Source organism: Kitasatospora phosalacinea, assembly GCF_030268885.1.
Classification (GTDB): Bacteria; Actinomycetota; Actinomycetes; order Streptomycetales; family Streptomycetaceae; genus Kitasatospora; species Kitasatospora phosalacinea_C.
Genome location: NZ_BSSA01000027.1, coordinates 1 through 18,558, shown reverse-complemented (window position 1 = coordinate 18,558; position 18,558 = coordinate 1). Strand labels below are relative to the sequence as shown.

At 69.2% G+C, this 18,558-nt stretch carries 8 protein-coding genes and 1 pseudogene; 6 read left to right on the top strand and 3 right to left on the bottom strand.

Annotation, left to right across the window (positions count from 1 at the left end; all coding sequences use genetic code 11):
- The first annotated feature begins 185 nt into the window (after positions 1 to 185).
- The 5 genes from QSK52_RS29645 (at position 186) to QSK52_RS29625 (ending at position 14,159) form a co-directional block, all read left to right on the top strand.
- Positions 186 to 452 carry a hypothetical protein gene (locus QSK52_RS29645; RefSeq protein ID WP_285739380.1) on the top strand — a complete coding sequence of 89 codons (267 nt, stop codon included), beginning with the start codon at positions 186 to 188 and terminating at the stop codon, positions 450 to 452.
- Positions 453 to 1,003: 551 nt separating this feature from the next.
- Positions 1,004 to 1,993, top strand: coding sequence for an AraC family transcriptional regulator (locus QSK52_RS29640; protein WP_285739284.1), 990 nt, complete (start codon positions 1,004 to 1,006; stop codon positions 1,991 to 1,993).
- A gap of 388 nt (positions 1,994 to 2,381) precedes the next feature.
- Positions 2,382 to 6,611 (top strand): LamG-like jellyroll fold domain-containing protein, encoded by a 4,230-nt coding sequence (locus QSK52_RS29635; protein ID WP_285739283.1) that lies wholly within the window; start codon positions 2,382 to 2,384, stop codon positions 6,609 to 6,611.
- Between the two features lie 113 nt (positions 6,612 to 6,724).
- Entirely contained in the window at positions 6,725 to 13,699 is a 6,975-nt protein-coding gene (locus tag QSK52_RS29630; RefSeq protein WP_285739282.1) for a polymorphic toxin-type HINT domain-containing protein, read from the top strand.
- 61 nt (positions 13,700 to 13,760) lie between these two features.
- Positions 13,761 to 14,159, top strand: a complete 399-nt coding sequence (locus tag QSK52_RS29625) for a barstar family protein (protein ID WP_285739281.1) — start codon at positions 13,761 to 13,763, stop codon at positions 14,157 to 14,159.
- A gap of 121 nt (positions 14,160 to 14,280) precedes the next feature.
- Here QSK52_RS29625 and QSK52_RS39725 read toward each other — a convergent pair.
- From QSK52_RS39725 to QSK52_RS29610, 3 genes and pseudogenes are all read right to left on the bottom strand, one after another.
- Positions 14,281 to 14,689, bottom strand: a pseudogene (locus QSK52_RS39725) (transposase); the annotation flags it as partial.
- Positions 14,690 to 15,077: 388 nt separating this feature from the next.
- Complete coding sequence (locus QSK52_RS29615) at positions 15,078 to 15,827, bottom strand: transposase family protein (protein WP_285739280.1); 750 nt, start codon at positions 15,825 to 15,827, stop codon at positions 15,078 to 15,080.
- Positions 15,828 to 15,865: 38 nt separating this feature from the next.
- Positions 15,866 to 16,255 carry a hypothetical protein gene (locus QSK52_RS29610; protein WP_285739279.1) on the bottom strand — a complete coding sequence of 130 codons (390 nt, stop codon included), beginning with the start codon at positions 16,253 to 16,255 and terminating at the stop codon, positions 15,866 to 15,868.
- Positions 16,256 to 17,194: 939 nt separating this feature from the next.
- Between QSK52_RS29610 and QSK52_RS29605 the strand changes: the two genes are divergently transcribed.
- Positions 17,195 to 18,403 (top strand): DUF4429 domain-containing protein, encoded by a 1,209-nt coding sequence (locus QSK52_RS29605; protein ID WP_285739278.1) that lies wholly within the window; start codon positions 17,195 to 17,197, stop codon positions 18,401 to 18,403.
- The last annotated feature ends 155 nt before the right edge of the window (positions 18,404 to 18,558 follow it).

Genomic DNA, 18,558 nt, shown 5'->3' with positions numbered 1-18,558 from the left:
GCCGCCTCCAGCGCCGCGGTGCCTGCACCGGCGCTGCGCGCTCCGGCCGGGACCGACGGCACGGCGGCGTTCCTGCGGCCCGTACTCCGCGCTCGCGCGACCGGCGCCCCGCCCGCCCGCTGCCGCTGGCGCCCGTCGCCTCCGCTGCGGAGATCGAGGAAGCCCTCGCCGCCCTGACTCTCGAGTTGGCGCCCACCAGCCGAGCGCTGCTCGCCCGGCAGTGGGAGCAGTTGAAGTTCTCCACCGCGGTGGAGGCCCGCTCCTGGGCGTCGCTGCTGGGCGTCTACAACGCCCCCCTCGCCGGCCAGTGCCGGGACGGAGGACTGGACCTGAACATCCTTCACCTGCGGATCGAGGGGATGACGCTCGCCCGCCGACTGCGCGCCGGCGAGTCTTTCGGCTCCGTCCGGGCACGCGCAGTGCGCTACCAGCAGGAATCCGAGGAGTCCTGACCGCCTGCTCCGCCCCGGCACCCCGGTCTCAACCGGGCCCTATCGGCGGAGCGGCAGGTCATAGGCTCGGGCTGCGCCGCGGAAACCGGCGCAGCCCGGGCGAGAACAAGGTGGTCCCGTGCACGATCCCGCCCAGCCCGGCCAGTACTCCTTCGACCAGGCTCTGCCGACGGGCGACAGCGAGCCGGGGCCCGCCGACGGCGGCGCCGCCTTCTCTCAGAAGCCAGGCCACACTCCAAACCAATCCCAACACTCCAGCTCAGCCACCAACCACCACGACCAAAATGACGGCCGGTTGCACGGGCACCGCGGGTGCTCGACGGCGACGAGTTCGCCTTCCGCTCCGCCAATGCAGAGCACCACCACGGACGCGCGGAGGGCTGCTGTGGTCCGCAGGCCCCTCGCCCCTGCCGCTGCCCCCTGACCAGTGCTGTCGTCCCCTTCCCGATGGTGATCTTGGTTGCTCCGGGGAAGCGTTTGCGGCAGGGTTGAGCCGGCCTCCACCGGCTTTGGGACGAGGTGGACTTCGGGGCTGGCAGGAAGGGGGGCGTGTGGTGGTCGAAGCGGTGGGTTGTGGCGACGGTACGGCGGGTCCGCTCTCGCTCTACGAGGGTGCGGACATCGAGGAGTTGCACGAGGTCGTGAGCAGCCGCCTGTCGCCGCACCGGCTGACGATCTTGGGCAAGCAGGTGCTGCCGGGTCGGCTCCAGGTCTTCCACGCGGGCTCGGTCGGGCTCTACGACTTGGGCTTCGGTGCCCCCGTCAGGCTGCGGGTGGGGGACTTGCCCGATTTCTACTGTCAGCTGCCGCAGGTCGGCAGTGTGGCGGTAGTCGTGAACGGAGCTGCGTTGTCGTCGCCGCTGTGCGCCGGCGGGCCGGGGGATTCGGTGTTGACGGAGCAGGACCACCTGGCCGTCAACTCGGCGCTGGCGATGTCCCGCCAGCTCGTGGAGGAGGTCCTCGCGGTGCGGCTGGGGGACGTTCCGCACAAGCCGCTGCGCTTTGACCAGCACGTGCTCGACCCAGCGGACCCGGCCGTGCAGTCCTGGCTCGCGCTCGTCCAGTCGTTCCGGCAGTTCGTTCTCTCTCCCTTGAGCCGCAGCTCGGAGTTGGGGGTGCGGCATTTCGAGCGGCTGCTGGTCGACACCCTGCTGGGTGCCCAGCCGCACTCCTGGAGCAACTCGGCGGACCGCGCAGCGGCGCTGCTGCCGAGCGCCCTGCGCAGGGCCACGGAGTTCTGTGACGAGCGGGCGGGTGACGCCGTGTCGGTCTGCGACATCGCGCAAGCCGCGCGGGTCAGTGTCCGCACGCTGCGCGAGGCGTTCCGGACGCATCTGGACACCACACCACTGGCCTACCTGCGCAGGGTGCGCCTCGACCACGCCCACCACGATCTGAAGGCGATCGCGGACGGCAGTGCCAGGGGGACGGTGACCGAGGTCGCCTGCCGGTGGGGCTTCACGCACCTCGGCCGGTTCAGCGCCGAGTACCGTGCCGCCTACGGGTGTTCGCCGTCGGAGACCACGCGTAGTCGTCACTGACTATCCACAAACGTGCACCGCCGCAAACCCGAAATGGATAGTCCCGTGATCATCATGCGGGGAATCTGAACCCCGACAGCGGGACCGGGGCCTCTCGACCGGCAGTCGCGCCGGCAGCGTTGCCGGGGCCGGGGGCACTGACGCCCGGTGCCACGAAGACCTCCGTGGTTGACCGGAGGCCCGAGCTGCCGCACCACGTGAGCATCCGGCTGACAGGTGATGGTCGTCTATCTCATAGGGGTGTGGCGTGCGGAAGAGATCCGTGCGGACGGGGTGGGGGCGCGGCGTGTCCGCCGCCCTGCTCGCCGCTGGAACGCTCGCAGGGACATTCGTTGTTCCGGGAGCGGTGGCTGCGGCTTCCGGTGCGGAGCCGGTCCGGCCTGCAACAGTGACTACTTCAGCGGAGGACACCGCGGAGATTGCGGCGGTCGCGGAGGCGAAACGGACCGGCAAACCCGTCGAGGTCGAGGCACTGAAGCGGGAGAACTCCGACGTCGTGGCGCAACCCGACGGCACGTTGCTGTCGACGACCTACGTGCAGCCCAAGAGGGTGCGCAAGGCCGGCCGCTGGGTGGACGTCGACCCGACGCTCGCGGTGCTGCCGGGCGGCGCGGTGGCGCCGAAGGCGGCCACCGCCGACATCGAGTTCTCCGGTGGCGGAGCCAAGCAGCCGCTGGTGCGCATCGAGCGGGCCGGGAAGGTGCTGAAGCTGACCTGGCCGAAGGCCTTGCCGGCGCCGGTGCTGGACGGGAACACGGCCGAGTACCGGTCGATCCTGCCGGGTGTGGACCTTCGGCTGACCGCCGAGGCGACCGGCTTCACGCAGGTGCTGGTGGTGCACGATGCGGCTGCGGCGAAGAACCCCGAACTGGACCGGCTGCGACTGGGCCTGCAGGCCGACGGCCTGGCGGTCGGGCAGCAGGGTGACGGCTCGCTGAAGGCGGTCGACCAGTCCGGTGGCGGCACGGTGTTCGAGGCGCCCACCCCCGTGATGTGGGATTCCTCCGCCGCGCTGGCGGCCGCTGGTCCGGCACCCTCCGCGAAGACGAGGGCGGACACCGCTCCGGCCGCCGCCGAAGCCCGCGGCGGAGCCGCCTCCGGACCGAGTGAGGCCGCGAAGGTGGCGAAGCTGAAGGTGGAGCTGCCGAAGAACGAGATGGTCCTGACGCCGGACCAGGCGCTGCTGGACGATCCGGCGACGGTCTTCCCGGTGATGATCGACCCCGCCTGGCACACCGCCAGCGCCTCCGAGTGGGCCGGGGTTTCGCGCTACCTCCCGAACCAGCCCTACTGGCACTTCTCCTACGACTCGACGCCGGTGCACGACTGGGGTCTGGGCTTCTGCGGGGACACCTCGAGGTGTGCGCCGAACGACGTGAAGCGCTCGTTCTACCAGGTTCCGACCGGCCCGTACCTCGGCAAGCAGATCCTCAGGGCCACGTTCGGCACCTGGGAGAACCACACCTACGACTGCACGAAGCCGCGTCCGGTCGAGCTGTGGTGGAGCGGCGCTATCTCCAGGAGCCTGACCTGGAACTCGCAGAACAACTCCAACTTCTGGCTGCGGAAGGTGCAGAGCATCACCGCGGCCAAGGGCAACAGCGGCTGTGACGCGGGCTGGATCGAATGGGGCGGCGACCGTGACGCGGGGGTGAAGAACCTGGTGCAGGACGCCGCGAACGGTGGATGGCAGACCATCACCTTCGGCCTGAAAGCGCAGGACGAAAGCGACCTGAACGGCTGGAAGCGGTTCACCGACGGCGTCTACCTGCAGGTCTACTACAACGCCAGCCCGAACCAGATTCCGAACGGGGACATGACGATGTCGCCGGGCTCGGTCTGCCAGAGCGATCCGGTGAAGATCAACCGTTTGCCGCAGGTCACGGTGCGGGCGAGCGACCCGGACGGAGAGGCCGTCGGCGTGCAGTTCGCCGTCAACTGGGATGCCGGCGACGGGCTGCGGCGCCACTGGTGGTCCACCGGGGCGGAGGACAATCCGCCGTCGTACGCGGACTTCAAGGGCTCGGGCTCGATCTTCTCCTGGACACTTCCGGACGAGTTCCCGCACAGCGCCACGCTGAGTTGGGAGGCCAGGGCCTGGGACGGCGCCGCCTGGAGCCCCTGGTCGTCTGAGGGCGATCCGACCGGCTGCTACTTCTCGGTGGACACCTCCGCGCCCGAGGGCCCGGCGGTGACGTCGCCGAACTACCCCGGATCCAACGACGCCACCGCCGAGCTCCCCTGGACGGACGGGGTGGGCCGCTACGGCACCTTCACGCTGAAGTCGGCCTCCACCGACGTCGTCAAGTACCAGTGGGGTCTGGATGCGGCGCCGTCCTCGGCCAACGAGGTCGCCACCACCGGCGGCGCCCAGCAGACCGTCAAAGCGCTCCCGCAGACCTCCGGCCTGCACTTCGTCTCCGCCCGTGCGGTCGACGGCTCGGGCAACGCCTCGCAGCCCGAGACGTACTACTTCAACGTCCTCAACGGACAGGGCCAGCGTGCCGGCTGGAGCATGGACGGCAGCCTGAACGGCGCTGGCGCCCAGGTCCCGGCCGCGCTCGGAACCGGCGCCACCGCCGGGGCGGCCGGGCACCTCGGATCCGCCCTCGCACTCAACGGAAATCCGTCCACCGGCTACGCGCAGACCGACGCGGCGGTGCTCGACACCTCCAAGAGCTTCTCCGTCTCCGCGTGGGTGCTCTTCAACGGCGCGACCACCAGCCGTGTCGCGGTGAGCCAGAACGGCCAGAACTACTACGCCTTCACCCTGGGCGCCTACATCATCAACGACACCGAGAGCCGTTGGACGTTCAAGGTGCAGAGCGCGGCCGGCGACGCTGACAACACCACCTTCTCGGCGAGCGCGTCCACCGCGGCGCCGACCGGTCAGTGGACCCACCTGACCGGCGTCTACGACGCTCCCGGCCACGCCCTCGTGCTGTACGTCAACGGCGCGCAGGCCGGATCCACCGTCGTGCCCTCCTCACTGTGGGACGGCCACGGGCCGGTGCAGATCGGCCGTGACCGGTGGAAGGGCCTGTGGTCCGCCGCCTGGCCGGGCTCGGTCGACGAGGTCAAGCTCTGGGACCGGCCGCTGACGGCCGCCCAAGCCGCCGCGGTCGCCGCCGACCAGCAGCCCGCCGGCGCCCCGGCCAAGGCCGTGTGGCACCTCGACGAGAACACCGGACCCGTCATCGGCGCTCCCGAGACCGACCCCCTGACCAGCTACAACGACGCCCAGACCACCGCAGCCGGTGTCTCAGGCAAGGCGGTCCACCTGGACGGCACGGACGACTACCTGCGCACCGCCCGTCCGCAGGTCGACGGTACCCGTGACTTCTCCGTCTCGGCGTGGGTGAAACTGCCCAAGCTCGCGGACAGCGACACCGCCGCGAAGACCGTGCTCAGCCAGACGGGCGCGCACAACAGCGAACTCGCGCTCTACTACTCCGCCTCCACCAAGCGCTGGACATTCGGCCGCTACAAGGAGGACACCGCCACCGACACCCTCGTGCGCACCGCCCAGCCGGACTGCACCCCAGGCACCCAGATCAACGGCGTGCCGTGCTACGCGGGCGACACCACCAGCGAGGAGTGGACCCACCTGCTGGGCGTGAACGACACCACCGCGAAGAAGCTGCGCCTCTACATCAACGGCTACCTGGTCGGCGAGTCCGACTACACGCAGAACTCCCCGTGGGTCACCCCCGGACCCCTGCAGATCGGCGCCAGCAGCCGCGAGGGCGCTAACGTCGACTACTTCGGCGGCGACGTCGACGACGTCCGCGTCTACGACCGCGTCGTCACCACGCCCGAAGCGTCCGCCCTGGTCCAGCAGCGCCCGCAGCTGGCCGGCCGGTGGAAGCTCGCCACGGTCACCGGCACCCCGGCCACCACCCCCGGTGAAGCCCGCCCCGGAGACGACCCCGGCCCCCTCGCGGCCACTCTCGGCGGCGGCGCCTCCGTCAACGCCGACGGCGGCATCCTGCCCAACCACGGCACCCTGATGCTGAACGGCACCACCGGCTACGCCGCGACCACCGGCGCGCCCGTGCACACCGGCCAGAGCTTCACCCTGGCCGCCTGGGCGAACACCGCCGGGCTCCCGACCAGGGACATGACCGTGCTCTCCCTTCCCGGAGCCAACAACAGCGCGGTCACCCTGCGCTGGCACACGCTCGGCCTGGACGCCAACCAGCAACCCACCGGCGAATGGCAGGCCGAGGTCCGCGACTCCGACGCCAGCGGCGCCAACCGCACCCTGGTCGCCCACACCCCGGCCTATTCGGTCCTGGAAAACTGGACCCACCTGGCCCTCACCTACGACGCCTTCTCCGACCGGCTCGTGCTGTACGTCAACGGCCAAGTGGAGAACCAGACCTGCATCGCCGGCACGACCGGCTGCGTCCCCCACGTCTCCTCCACCGGGGCTCCGCAGCCGTACGAGGCGGGCGACAGCCTGCAGTTCGGCCGCACCCGCTCCGCCGGGGCGTGGGGCGAGTACTTCTCCGGCGAACTGGACGACGTCTGGGTCTACCAGGGCGTGCTGAGTCCCGCGCAGATCCTGCGCCTCGCCGACCCCAACGCCGAGCTGGACACCGCCACCGACCTCTGAGTCCCCACACCGGTCCGGGCCGGGCAGCACCCAGCTGCCCGGCCGGCGCCCTTCCACGCCCCGACGGTCGCCCACCTGCAGGGGCATCCCTTCGACACGGGAGCCACCACACCATGAGAACCGGACGGTTCGCCGCGCGGCGGGCCCGGCCCAGGACAGCCGCGGCGATCGCGGCCACCCTCGTCGGGTCGCTGCTGCCGACCCTGCCCCTGGCCGCCAGCGCGGCGGCCCAGCCCTACGTCCCGCCCTCCGCCGTCTCCCGCGAGAAGCCGGTCAAGACCTCCGACGCCAAGGCCAAGCCCCGCAAGACCGACACCACCACCAGCAAGACCGACGACAAACACGGAGCCCTCCCCGGCAAGGGCAACGCCACCGCCGAAGTGCCCGCCGGGCGCGGCAAGACGGTCAAGGCCGGCAAGCTCCCGATCACCGTCACCTCCGCCGGAACGGCCAGCACGGCCCACGTCGAGATCCTCGACCAGGACGCCACAGCGAAGGCAGGTCTGACCGGCCTGCTGTTCACCGTCTCCGGTGTGAACGAGGACAACGGCGTCAGCGTCGACTACTCGTCGTTCGCCCAGGCCGCGGGCTCTGCGTTCGGATCCCGCCTGAAGCTCGTCCGCCTGCCCGCCTGCGCCCTGACCACTCCGCAACTCGCCGAGTGTCGGACCCAGACGGCCCTGCCCGGCGGCAACGATACCGAGGCGCAGACAGTCAAGGCGGACGCCCTGACCGCCGCTCCCCCCGGATCTACCCGCGTCCAGACCTCTTCGGGTGTCATGGTCCTGGCCGCCACCGCCGGAACCGCCGGCCCGAACGGCACCTATACGGCAACGCCGCTGGCCAGCGCCTCGACCTGGTCCACTTCGCTGAACAGCGGCTCGTTCAGTTGGTCGTACGACATGCCGCTGACCCCGATGCCGGGCGGTCTCACACCCCAGCTCGGCCTTGACTACGACTCCGGATCCATCGACGGCCGCACCTCCAACAGCAACAACCAGGCCTCCTGGATCGGTGACGGCTTCAGCTACTCCCCGGGCTTCGTCGAGCGCTCCTACAAGCCGTGCGCGGACGACGGCGCACCGAAGACCGGCACCCTCAGTCCGGGCGACCAGTGCTGGGGAACCGACAACGCCACCATCAGCTTCGCCGGCCACGCGGGCGAGCTGATCCCCGTCTCCGCGGACGAGTGGCGGATCAAGAACGACAGCGGCACCAAGGTCGTCCGCGTGCGCGACGCCAACCGCGGCAACGGCGACAACGACGGTGAGTACTTCCGCGCCACCACCCCCGAAGGCACCACCTACTACTTCGGCTACAACCGGCTGCCGAACTGGACCGCGGGCAAGCCCGAGACCAAGTCCGTCTACACCCTGCCGGTCTACGGCAACAACACAGGCGAGCCGTGCAACAGCGCCGACTTCGCCTCGTCCTGGTGCCAGCAGGGCTGGCGGTGGAACCTCGATCTGGTCGTCGACACCCACGGCAACGACATCACGTACTGGTACACCCCCGAGACCAACAACTACGGCCGCAACCTCACCCCCACCGACCGCACCCCCTACGTGCGCGGCGGCCGCCTCGACCACATCGAGTACGGCCAGCAGCAGACCGACATCTACTCCGCGACCGTGAAGCCCATGGCCCGCGTCGACTTCGGCACGGGCGAGCGCTGCCTCGAGAGCACGGCGGGCACCTGCGACCCGGCGAACATCGACGCCAACAAGCAGTACTGGTACGACACCCCGTGGGACCAGACCTGCAAGGACGGCACCGACTGCCCGCAGCCGGCGCCGACGTTCTTCACCCGCACCCGGCTGACCCAGGTCGTCGCCAAGACCCTCCAGGCCGACGGCAGCTACACGCCCGTGGACACCTGGGACCTGAAGCACAAGTGGGGCACCGCGGACTACGACTATCAACTGCTGTTGGACTCCATCCAGCACACCGGATCCTCCGCGACCCCGGCGGTCGTGATGCCGAAGACCACCTTCGCCTACAAGCAGATGGTCAACCGCCTCGACCAGACCGGCGACGGCCGCCTGCCGTTCGTCAAGCAGCGCCTAGGCACCATCACCGACGAGCTCGGCGGCCAGATCGACGTCAACTACTCGGCCGCGGTGTGTGACTGGACGAACCTGCCCACTCCGCAGACCAACACCACCCGCTGCTTCCCGCAGATGTACCAGGCCTCCGACACCTCTCCCATCATCACCGAGTGGTTCAACAAGTACGTGGTGGCCTCCGTCATCGCCACCGACCGCACCGGCGGCGCACCCGACATGGTCACCCACTACAGCTACCTCGGTGATGCGGCCTGGCACTACGACGACGAGGACGGCCTGACCAAGGACAAGCTCAAGACCTGGTCCCAGTGGCGCGGCTACGCCCACGCCCGGATCGAGACCGGCGGCGTCGCCGGCATGTCCACCCAGGCCGACCACTGGTTCCTGCGCGGCATGGACGGCGACCGCAACGACCCCGCCGACAAGAACGCCAAGCGCAGCGTCACCGTCAACGACGGTGAGGGAACTACCCTCACCGACGACCAGGCGTGGGCCGGCTTCGAGTACCGCACCGAGCAGTTCGACAAGCCCGGCGGAGTCATCCTCTCCAAGACGGTCAGCACCCCATGGAAGAAGCAGACCGCCACCCGCAGCAACACCTGGGGAACCACCACCGCCAACCTCACCGGCACCGCGGCCACCCGCTCCTTCACCTCCCTCGACAAGGGCGTCGGCGCCTCCTGGCGCGAGACCCGCACCAACACCACCTACGACGGCTACGGCCGCGTCACCGCACTCGAGGACCTCGGCGACACCACCGAGCCCGCCGACGACAAGTGCACCCGCACCACCTACACCGACAACACGACCACCTGGATCCTTGCCGGCGTCAGCCAGATCGAGACCGTCGCCGCGAACTGCTCCGCGAACGTCAACCGTGACACCCAGCCCGACGGCACCTCCGCCGTCCTGTCCGACGTCCGCTACCGCTACGACAACCAGGCCTACGGCGCCCCGCCCACCAAGGGCGACGTCACCCTCGCTCACAGCCTCAAGAACCGGACCGGCACCACCGCCACCTACCTGGACAGCAGCGGCACCTTCGACACCTACGGCCGGCCCCTGACCGCCACCGACCTGGTGTCCACCACCGTCTTCGATACCACCGGGAGCACCGGCCCGGTCACCACCGCCTCGCCCGACGCCCGTACCACCAGCAGCACCTACACCCCGGCCGCCGGACGCACCGCCCGCCTCACGAAGACCACCCCGCCGGCCACCGCCGGCAACACAGCCACCTCACAGTCCACCACCACCGACTTCGACCTGCTGCGCGGCCTGCCCGTCGACTCCCTCGACGCCAACAACCGCCGCACCGACGTCCAGTACGACGCCCTCGGACGGACCCTCAAGGTCTGGCTCCCCGACCGGGCCAAGTCCAGCGGGCAGACTCCCGACCAGGAGTTCACCTACACCATCGCCGACGGCAAGCCCAGCGCGATCGCCACGAAGACCCTCGACGACGACGGCTCCCAACAGACCGCTTACACCCTCTACGACGGCTTCGCCCGCCCCCGCCAGAGTCAGACCCCCGGCCCGGACGGCGGCCGCATCCTCACCGACACCTTCTACGACGACCGCGGCAACCCTGCCCTGGCCTACGCCGCCTACTACACCGCTGGCGCGCCCTCCAGCACGCTGCGCAACGTCGACGACACCACCAACCTCGAAACCCAGACCACGACGGCCTACGACGGCCTCGGACGGCCCGTCAAATCCACCCTCCTCGCCGGCAACGGCGTCGGCACCCCCCTGTCCAGCACCCTCACCGAGTACGCCGGCGACCGCACCACCATCACCCCACCGCAGGGCGGCACCCCCACCACCACCATCACCGACGCCGCCGGACACACCACCGAGCTGCGCCAGTACAAGTCCGCGACCCCGACCGGGGCCTACGACGCCACCACCTACCGCTACGACCCGGCCGGCCACCTCACCCGCCTCACCGACCCCGCCGGCACCGTCTGGACCTGGACCTACGACCAGCACGGTCACCAGACCAAGGCCGTCGACCCCGACAGCGGCACCGCCACCAGCACGTACAACGACCGCGGAGAACTGACCAGCACCACCGACGGCCGCGGCAACACCATCGCCACCGTCTACGACAACCTCGGCCGACCCACCGAGACCCACCAGGACTCGCCCACCGGCCCTCTGCTCACCTCCCAGGTCTGGGACCCGGCGGGCAACAAGGGACAGCTGTCCTCCAGCATCCGCCACGCCACCGTCGGCGGGACCACCTACCAGTACAAGACCGCCTACTCGCTCTTCGACGCCCTGGCCCGGCCCACCCGCACCACCGTCACCGTCCCTTCCGTCCCCGGCCAGGAACCCCTCGCCGGTACCTACATCAGCGGCGCCACCTACCGGCTCGACGGCCAGACCAAAACCGTCACCTACCCGGCCGCCGGGAACCTCCCGGCCGAGCCCGTCGCCTTCACCTACGACTCCCTCCACCGGCCCACCCAGGTCATCGGCCTGAGCGACTACCAGACCGGCCAGACCTACAGCCCCACCAACAAGCCCTGGCAGACCACCCTCAACGGCACCGGCGACAAGCGGATCCTGGTCACCGACTCCTACGAGTGGGGCACCCAGCGCCTGGCCTCCAGCCGCACCGACCAGTACGGCATCACCGGCGCAGCCCGCGCCGCCGCCTACACCTACGACCAGGCCGGCAACGTCACCTCGGTCACCGACACCTCGCGCTCCGGCACCGACCGGCAGTGCTTCACCTACGACCACCTCGCACGCCTCACCGAGGCGTACACCCCGACCGCCGACACCTGCCCCACCTCGCCGACCGGTACCACCCTCGGCGGACCGGCCCCGTACTGGACCAGCTGGACCTACAACACCAACGGCACCCGGGCCACCGAGACCCGGCACGACCCGGCGGGCAACACCGCCAATAACGCCACCACCACCTACACCTACCCGGCCGCCACCGCCGCCCGGCCCCACGCCCTGACCGGCACCAGCACCGTCACCGGGGCCCTCGGCACACCGGTGCTCGAGAGCTACGGCTACGACAGCGCCGGCAACACCACCACCCGCAACCTCAAGCCCGCCGGAAACCGCAGCAGCGACGAAACCCTGACTTGGAACACCGAGAACCGGCTCAGCCGACTCGCCGCAACCGTCAAGACCACCACCGGCAGCACCACCACAACCACCAACCGGAGCACCGACTACCTCTACGACGCCTCGGGCAACCGACTCATCGGCCACACCCTCGACACCGCCGACCCGGCGGCCGAGAACTGGACCCTGTACCTCGGCAACACCGAGCTCAAGCTGGTCAAGGGCGCCACCAAGGCCACCGCCACCCGCTACTACGCGCTCGGCTCCGCCACCGCCGTCCGCACCGACGACAACAAGCTCACCTACCAGAGCGCGGACCACCACGGCACCGCCGAAGTCAACATCGACGCCACCACCGGAGCCACCGACCAGCGCCACACCCTCCCCTTCGGCGCCACCCGCGGCACCAGCCCCGCCACCTGGGCCGGCAACCGAGGCTTCCTCGGTGGCACCACCGAACCCACGGGCCTCACCCACCTCGCAGCCCGCGACTACGACCCCACCACCGGCCGCTTCATCAGCGTCGACCCGCTCCTGTCACCCACCGACCCGCAAGCACTCGCCGGCTACACCTACAGCACCAACAACCCCCTCACCTACAGCGACCCCAGCGGCCTCATGAAGTACGCGGGAGCGACCGAAGGCGGCGGGACTATCCAGGACGACCTCTGCGAGGGAGCGTCCTGCAGGATGCGGTACACCGACCGCAAGGACCTCCCCAACAACGGCACCTATACCCTCATCTACCCCGGCGTCGCCATCAGGAACGACAACCCGGCCTTCGACAAGATCCGCAAGGCCATGTACGACCGGATCGCAAAGAACTGTGCCGGCTGGAACCATGAATTCGGCTGCAACGACGTCACCAACACCAACGCCCAGCCTGGATCCCAGGCCTACGACTCGAACATCAGCCAACTCCTGATCACCAAATTCCACGCCTCCTGTATGGACGTCGGTCGCTGCGACGCCTCTGTAACCGCTGGTGCCATCATCGGCGGAGGCTGGCTCCAGAGCCAGTTCGGCAACTTCAACGCCGAGGGGTACAGCCGCACACCCAAGCCGTACACCGGAAATTCGGGATGGTCGGCCGGCACATTCAAGGGCCAGTCCTCGAAGCTCCAGAAAGAGGAGTCTTCGCGGGAGCAAGGGGCGGTCACCACATGCGAGTTCAATAGTTTTCCGGCTGGCACCGAGGTGCTCCTGGCCGACGGGGCCACTGCCCCGATCGAGACCCTGAAGGTCGGCGACATCGTCCTGGCTGCTGATCCCGAGACTGGTCAGACCTCACCACAGAGGATCGACGCCACGATCGCGACGCCTGACGATCGCGGATTCACCACGCTGACACTCGAAGACACCGGCTCCATCACGGCAACGGACCACCACCCGTTCTGGCTGGAGACCCGCAAGAGCTGGGTCGAGGCATCGGACGTCCAGGTCGGAGAAGCGCTCCGCACGAGCAGTGGAACCATCTCCCGCGTGGTGGCTACCCGCCACTCCGCCACGCTCCTGGCCGCCTACAACCTCACAGTAAATGGCGTTCATACGTACTATGTACTGGCGGGCGAGACTCCCGTTCTTGTTCACAACAGCAACTGCCTCTTCGGTGCCCCGCTCAGGGAAGGGATTTTCGGCCAGAGCAAGGCCGCAACCCAGAACCGAATCCAAGAGGTTGTTGACTTCTACGACATGAACGGGCGACCGCCTGCCATGACGCATCAGGGCGGCAGGAGAGGCCGACCTGCCGGAGAGTATGGCAACGGAAATGGGCAGCTCCCAGATAGGCCGCTCGGCTACTACACGGAGAGCGATGTTTGGCCGTCCGGCAGCGGGACGGGGAATCGAGGGGCGGAGCGTCTCGTATTCGGACGGAAGGGTGAGGTGTACTACACCTCCAATCACTACGACAATTTCATCCGGCTTCGATGAGGAGTCGGCGAAAGGTTGATGAAACGTGCAGTGGCGACCGATCTCTAGCGTCATCCCAGGGATGTCCGCCCCGCCCTATCTGCTTCCAGAAGCTGGCCGGGACGAGGTCAGACGTCGCGTAGAGGGTCAGGGATTCCAGGTCCGATGCGTCGATGCCTCAAGCTTCGAATCGGAGCGTGACGCCTCTCTATCTGTTGGGCGAGAGCTTGACTTCCCGGGCTACTTTCGTGGTGGCTGGGATGGGTTCTTCGACTTGCTGTCTGCCGAGTTCCAGGAGAAGCCGCGCCGATTGATCGTGGGGATTCTGAACTCGGATGTTCTTGCAGGTCGGGATTTGCGCCTGTTCGTCAACACGTCGTGGTATCTCCAGAATGCGACAGAAACGATCGAATCTGAGGGTGGCGGTGAATGGCAGCTGGAATTCTTCTACTGGGGGTCTTGGCGCCCAGAGGGGGAGTGAGGTTGGCTCTCTGCCCGTGATCGCGTTGTGAGCGATAGCGAACTACAGGCCCCACCGGAACCTTCCGGTGGGGCCTGTGCGGTGTCTGACGGCAGTACTGAACTTGAAAGGGTGATGTCGGTCAGCGGTCCAGGGTGAGGCCGGTGCTGGCGAGGCAGCCGTCGACCACCGTCGGGGTGGTACTGGATGCGCTTGAGTCTGCGCTTGTCGCGTTTGACCAGGGACCAGATCCCTTCGGTGGGATTGAGGTCGGGGGCGTGGGTCGGCAGCTGGAACACTGTGAGCCAGTCGGCGTTCGTGGTGATGAATTCCCGCATCCCTGTCGTCAAGTGGAGGGGGAGGTTGTCCCAGGCCAGGACGATCGGGCCGCCGAGCTGGATGCGGGCCCGGATGATCAGGTCTCGGGAGTCGCGCCAACCGAAGCCCTTCGGCTGGTCTCTGCGCCCGATGTACTCCCGGACCGCGTAGATCAGTCGGGACCGCTCGCCCGGCTTGTAGCAGGTCATCTGCGCCATCGACAGCCGTCCGGATCTGCTCCGGCCGGATCACCCTGGCGGCCGCCCGCAGCGCCATCAAGACCAACTGGACCACCGCCCCCGCAGTCACCGGCATCGGCCAGCAGCTCACCCCGGCCTTGTTCGAGCCGTGCTGGAGGCGGGCCAGGAGAGTGAAGCACGCCTCCCCGGTGCCCGGGCAGGCGGCGTGCCGTGCACAGAGCGCTGCCGGAAGACGTCCTTCAGCAGGCAGTCATAGGAGAGGAGTCGTAGCTGCTGATGCGCCAAGTACCGTCGGGCATCCTCTGGGCCTGTGCCGTCGCGGGGATCCGCGGCGGGGTGCCAGGCGCTTTCGAGGCGCTTCCTCCGGGAGCAGTGGAGTACACCGTCCAATTCGAGATGTCCACGCAATCCTTGAGCCTTTTCAGCGTTGCAGCTCGAGGGTGAGGACTGCTTTGGCTGCTGACGTCAGCCAGTTCGGGCTGCAGCGTGCGTGTCGGAAGATTCGCCAGCGCTTGAGCGTGGCCACGCCGCGCTCGACCGGGTGGCGGAGCCGGGCGTGAGCTCGGTTCAACGACCGCTGCGCGGGGCTGAGTTCCTTGCGGGCGGGACGTCTGGTCGGCACGGCGAAGGTGCCGCCGGCGCCGGTGTACGCCATGTCAGCCAGGGCCGGGACGTGGAGCCTGGCGCAGGTTTTGACGATGCGGTGGGTGCGGGCGGCGGTCAGGTCGTGGGTGCGGCCGGGAAGAGCGCGGGAGATCCACACGAGTCTGCCCGTCGGATCGGTGATGACCTGCAGGTTCACGCCGTGGCGGCGGTGCTTTCCCGAGTAGTCGGCACGGCCGTCGCCGACCCGGTCGCACTCGGCGAGGGTGCCGTCGACCAGGACGTACTCGGCGTCGGCTTCGTGCAGGGCTCGGGTCAGGCCGGGCGCCTTCCGGGCCAGCAGGTCGGTGACCTGGTGGACGTAGGCGTGGGCGGTGCCGACGCTGATCCGGAAGCCGGCGGCGATCTGGGCGAGGGTGTCGTGCTTGCGCAGGTAGACCAGCGCGACCAGGGCTCGTTGCGAAGGGCGGAGCTTGCAGCGGCGGTCACCCTCCCGGGTGACGATCAGCATGGTGACCCACTCGACGAGGGCGTGCGGCAGGTCCAGTGCGGCAGGATAGGTAACCACCAGGGCTCCCCGGCAACAGAGTTGAGACGTCAGATACCTCACTCAACTGCCGGGGAGCCCTGTCCGTTCTTCCTGCCCCACGACCGTGGGCCGTCACCCGATCGGTGACCGCTCTGAAAACGCTCCTTGATCTCGGCAGTCGGCGGCGAGGCCTGCAGGTCCACCCGGGTCACCTCGGGGTGATTCACCCTGGCCCCCTTGAACCGGTAGCTGCTCTGCTGAAACTCGAACAGTTGCGCAGAAAGCTGCTGGTACTCCTCGCCCACCGCGACCTGCCCCTGGAGGTTCGCGTCCCCGTGCCCGGAGGTGTACGCCTGGGTCCGATAGTCCTCGAACGCCTGGTAGACGGCGAGGACCTGCTGCCGAGCCGCCGTGCTCGGATCCGCCGACGGGGAAGGCGGCGCGGTGGACGGGGGCGGGGCACTCACCGTTGTCGGACTGCCCTCGTTCGCTGCTTGGTCCTTCGGCCCGCTGCAGCCGGCTACCGCCACGGCCGCTACGGCCAAGAGCACGGCTGAGCACCGGAGCTGTCCAGCTCGCCGCAGAATCCGGGCAGTGCTCGACTCTCCCCCGCGCACCCACTACCCCCAGTACCAGTGTTCACTGACGGGGCAACAGTAGCGGCGGCCGGGTGCGGCAGAGGGCGTTCCCGAGGAAACCGGCCGTTCGAACAGGACCTGGTGCGCGGTTGCCTGCATGGGCTCCAGCCAGGCGTACGCACAGCATCAGTAACCGGTCTGCACGAGGAAGCCGCGGCACCCCAGGCGGCACCCGGCCGACCGCCGAGCTGAGCGTCGGGCGGCGGTGTGAACTGCTGGGCCGGCAAGAAGGCGGGAGTTACCGCCCTCCCGGCTCCCGCCGGACCGCAACCGCCCCAGTGAACCGTCACGGCCCGGGCGAGGCCGTCAGCGCCGTGCAAGGTCACGGTCGCATGACACCTCTCCTGCCGCTGACCTGGCCACTTCTGCCGATTACGCCGCCGCTGCGGATGCCGCCGTGAGCGCTTCCGCGGCGGCATCCGCGGCGTACTACACCGATGGCAGCTCCCCGGCTGAGCGACGACGAGTACGACGCGCTGGCCGCGGCCTCGAGGCCTACGAGAAGGCGCACCCGCAGGAGGTGCTGGCCGACTCGCCGGCCGGGGAGGTTGCGGGTGGCACGGTGGTGGGCGACGTGCCGCACAGCGCGCCGACGTTGTCGCCGGACAACGTGCTCTCCGGACAACGTGCTCTCCGGGCAGGAGCTCGCGGACTGGGCAGCGGGCCTGGAGCGGCGCCTGGACCGGCCGGTGGCCGGGTGGTGCGTGGAGCCGGAGCCGGACGGCCTGGCGGTCGCCGTCCGCTACCAGAGCGGGAAGCCGGCAGCAGGTGCTGGCCCGCGGCGACGGCCTGACGGGGCAGGCCCAGCACGCCGCCGACGCCGTGCCGGGCCTGCCCGCAGTACTGACGCAACCGGTCAACGCCGAGTTGCGCGGCGAGGTGCTGCGGACGACGGCCCAGTTCGAGGAAGCGAACCGGATCCGGCTCGCCCACGAGGCGCCTCCGTTCCTCCACCCGCACAGCGGCGCGGCCCGGCCGCTGCGTGCCAAGGACTGCCCCTACCGGATCGAGCTGACGTTCTTCGCCCGCAGCGTGATCGGCCTGGACGAGGACTGCGGCCGCACCGCCCTGCTGGAGCGCCTCGCCGAACTCGGCACGCACACCGCCGCCTCCACGGCCGCAGCCCCGGTGCGCTGCGAGAGCATCGAGCAGGTGCAGCAGCGGATCGAGGAGACCACTGCGGCGGGCGCTCGCGGAAGCCTTCCAGGCCAGGCTGAGCCAGGCCGACCCGCCACGGCCGGTACGGTACCGGGCACGGCGAAGGGGCCGCTCCAGGTCGAGCCGGGCGGCGGTTCGATGGACGGCGAGCGCGCCTCCGTCCGGGTCGGCGATCCTGTCCCGGGCACCGCGCTGATCTCGTCCCCCCGTGCCTACCCGGGCGGGCGCCCGCTCTACGAGCCCGACGCCGCCGGCTGCTGGACCTGGTGGGGCGGCACCCGTAGGCGGCCGCTCCAGGGCACCGCCGTTGCCGCTGGACCGCGGCGAGGTGCGGGAACCGGCAGGTCTGCTGATCCTGGACTCATGATCGAAGCCAAGGGACACAACGGCCAGGTCACGTTCGACGGCGAGTACGTCACCATCACCCGGAAGGGTTTCCTGGCGCGGACGTCGGTCGGCAAGGGCGAGAAACGGATTCACATCTCGCAGATCGCGGCCGTCCAATGGAAACCACCCGGGAAGCTGGTGAACGGTTTCATCCAGTTCACCGTGCCGGGCGGCATCGAGCGCAGGTCCGGATTCGGCAACCAGACGAACAGCGCGATCCACGACGAGAACAGCGTGATCGTCATGAAGAACCAGGCCGCCGCGTTCGAGGAGCTCCGAGAAGCCGTCGACGAAGCGATCGCCCGCCAACACCGGCCGCTGCCGACGGACTCGCTGGCCGACGAACTCACCAAGCTCCAGCAACTCGCGGAATCCGGAGCGCTGTCCGCCCAGGAGTACGAGAGCGCCAAGGCCCGGATCCTGGGCTCCTAGCTGACAGGCGCTCGGGGACCCGCGGCTATTACTCAGGTTGAACTCGCGATGTCGGTGATCAGCCCGGTCGCGGCGAGGCAGCCGTCGATGAGGTGCGGGCGGTACTGGATCTTCCGTAAGCCGCGCCTGACCGTCCGGACGAGGTGTTCGGGGTC

Bases quoted from the DNA above. Each gene is read 5' to 3' on its own strand.
- QSK52_RS29630 (WP_285739282.1), top strand. From the start codon at position 6,725: ATGAGAACCGGACGGTTCGCCGCGCGGCGGGCCCGGCCCAGGACAGCC.
- QSK52_RS29625 (WP_285739281.1), top strand. From the start codon at position 13,761: ATGTCCGCCCCGCCCTATCTGCTTCCAGAAGCTGGCCGGGACGAGGTC.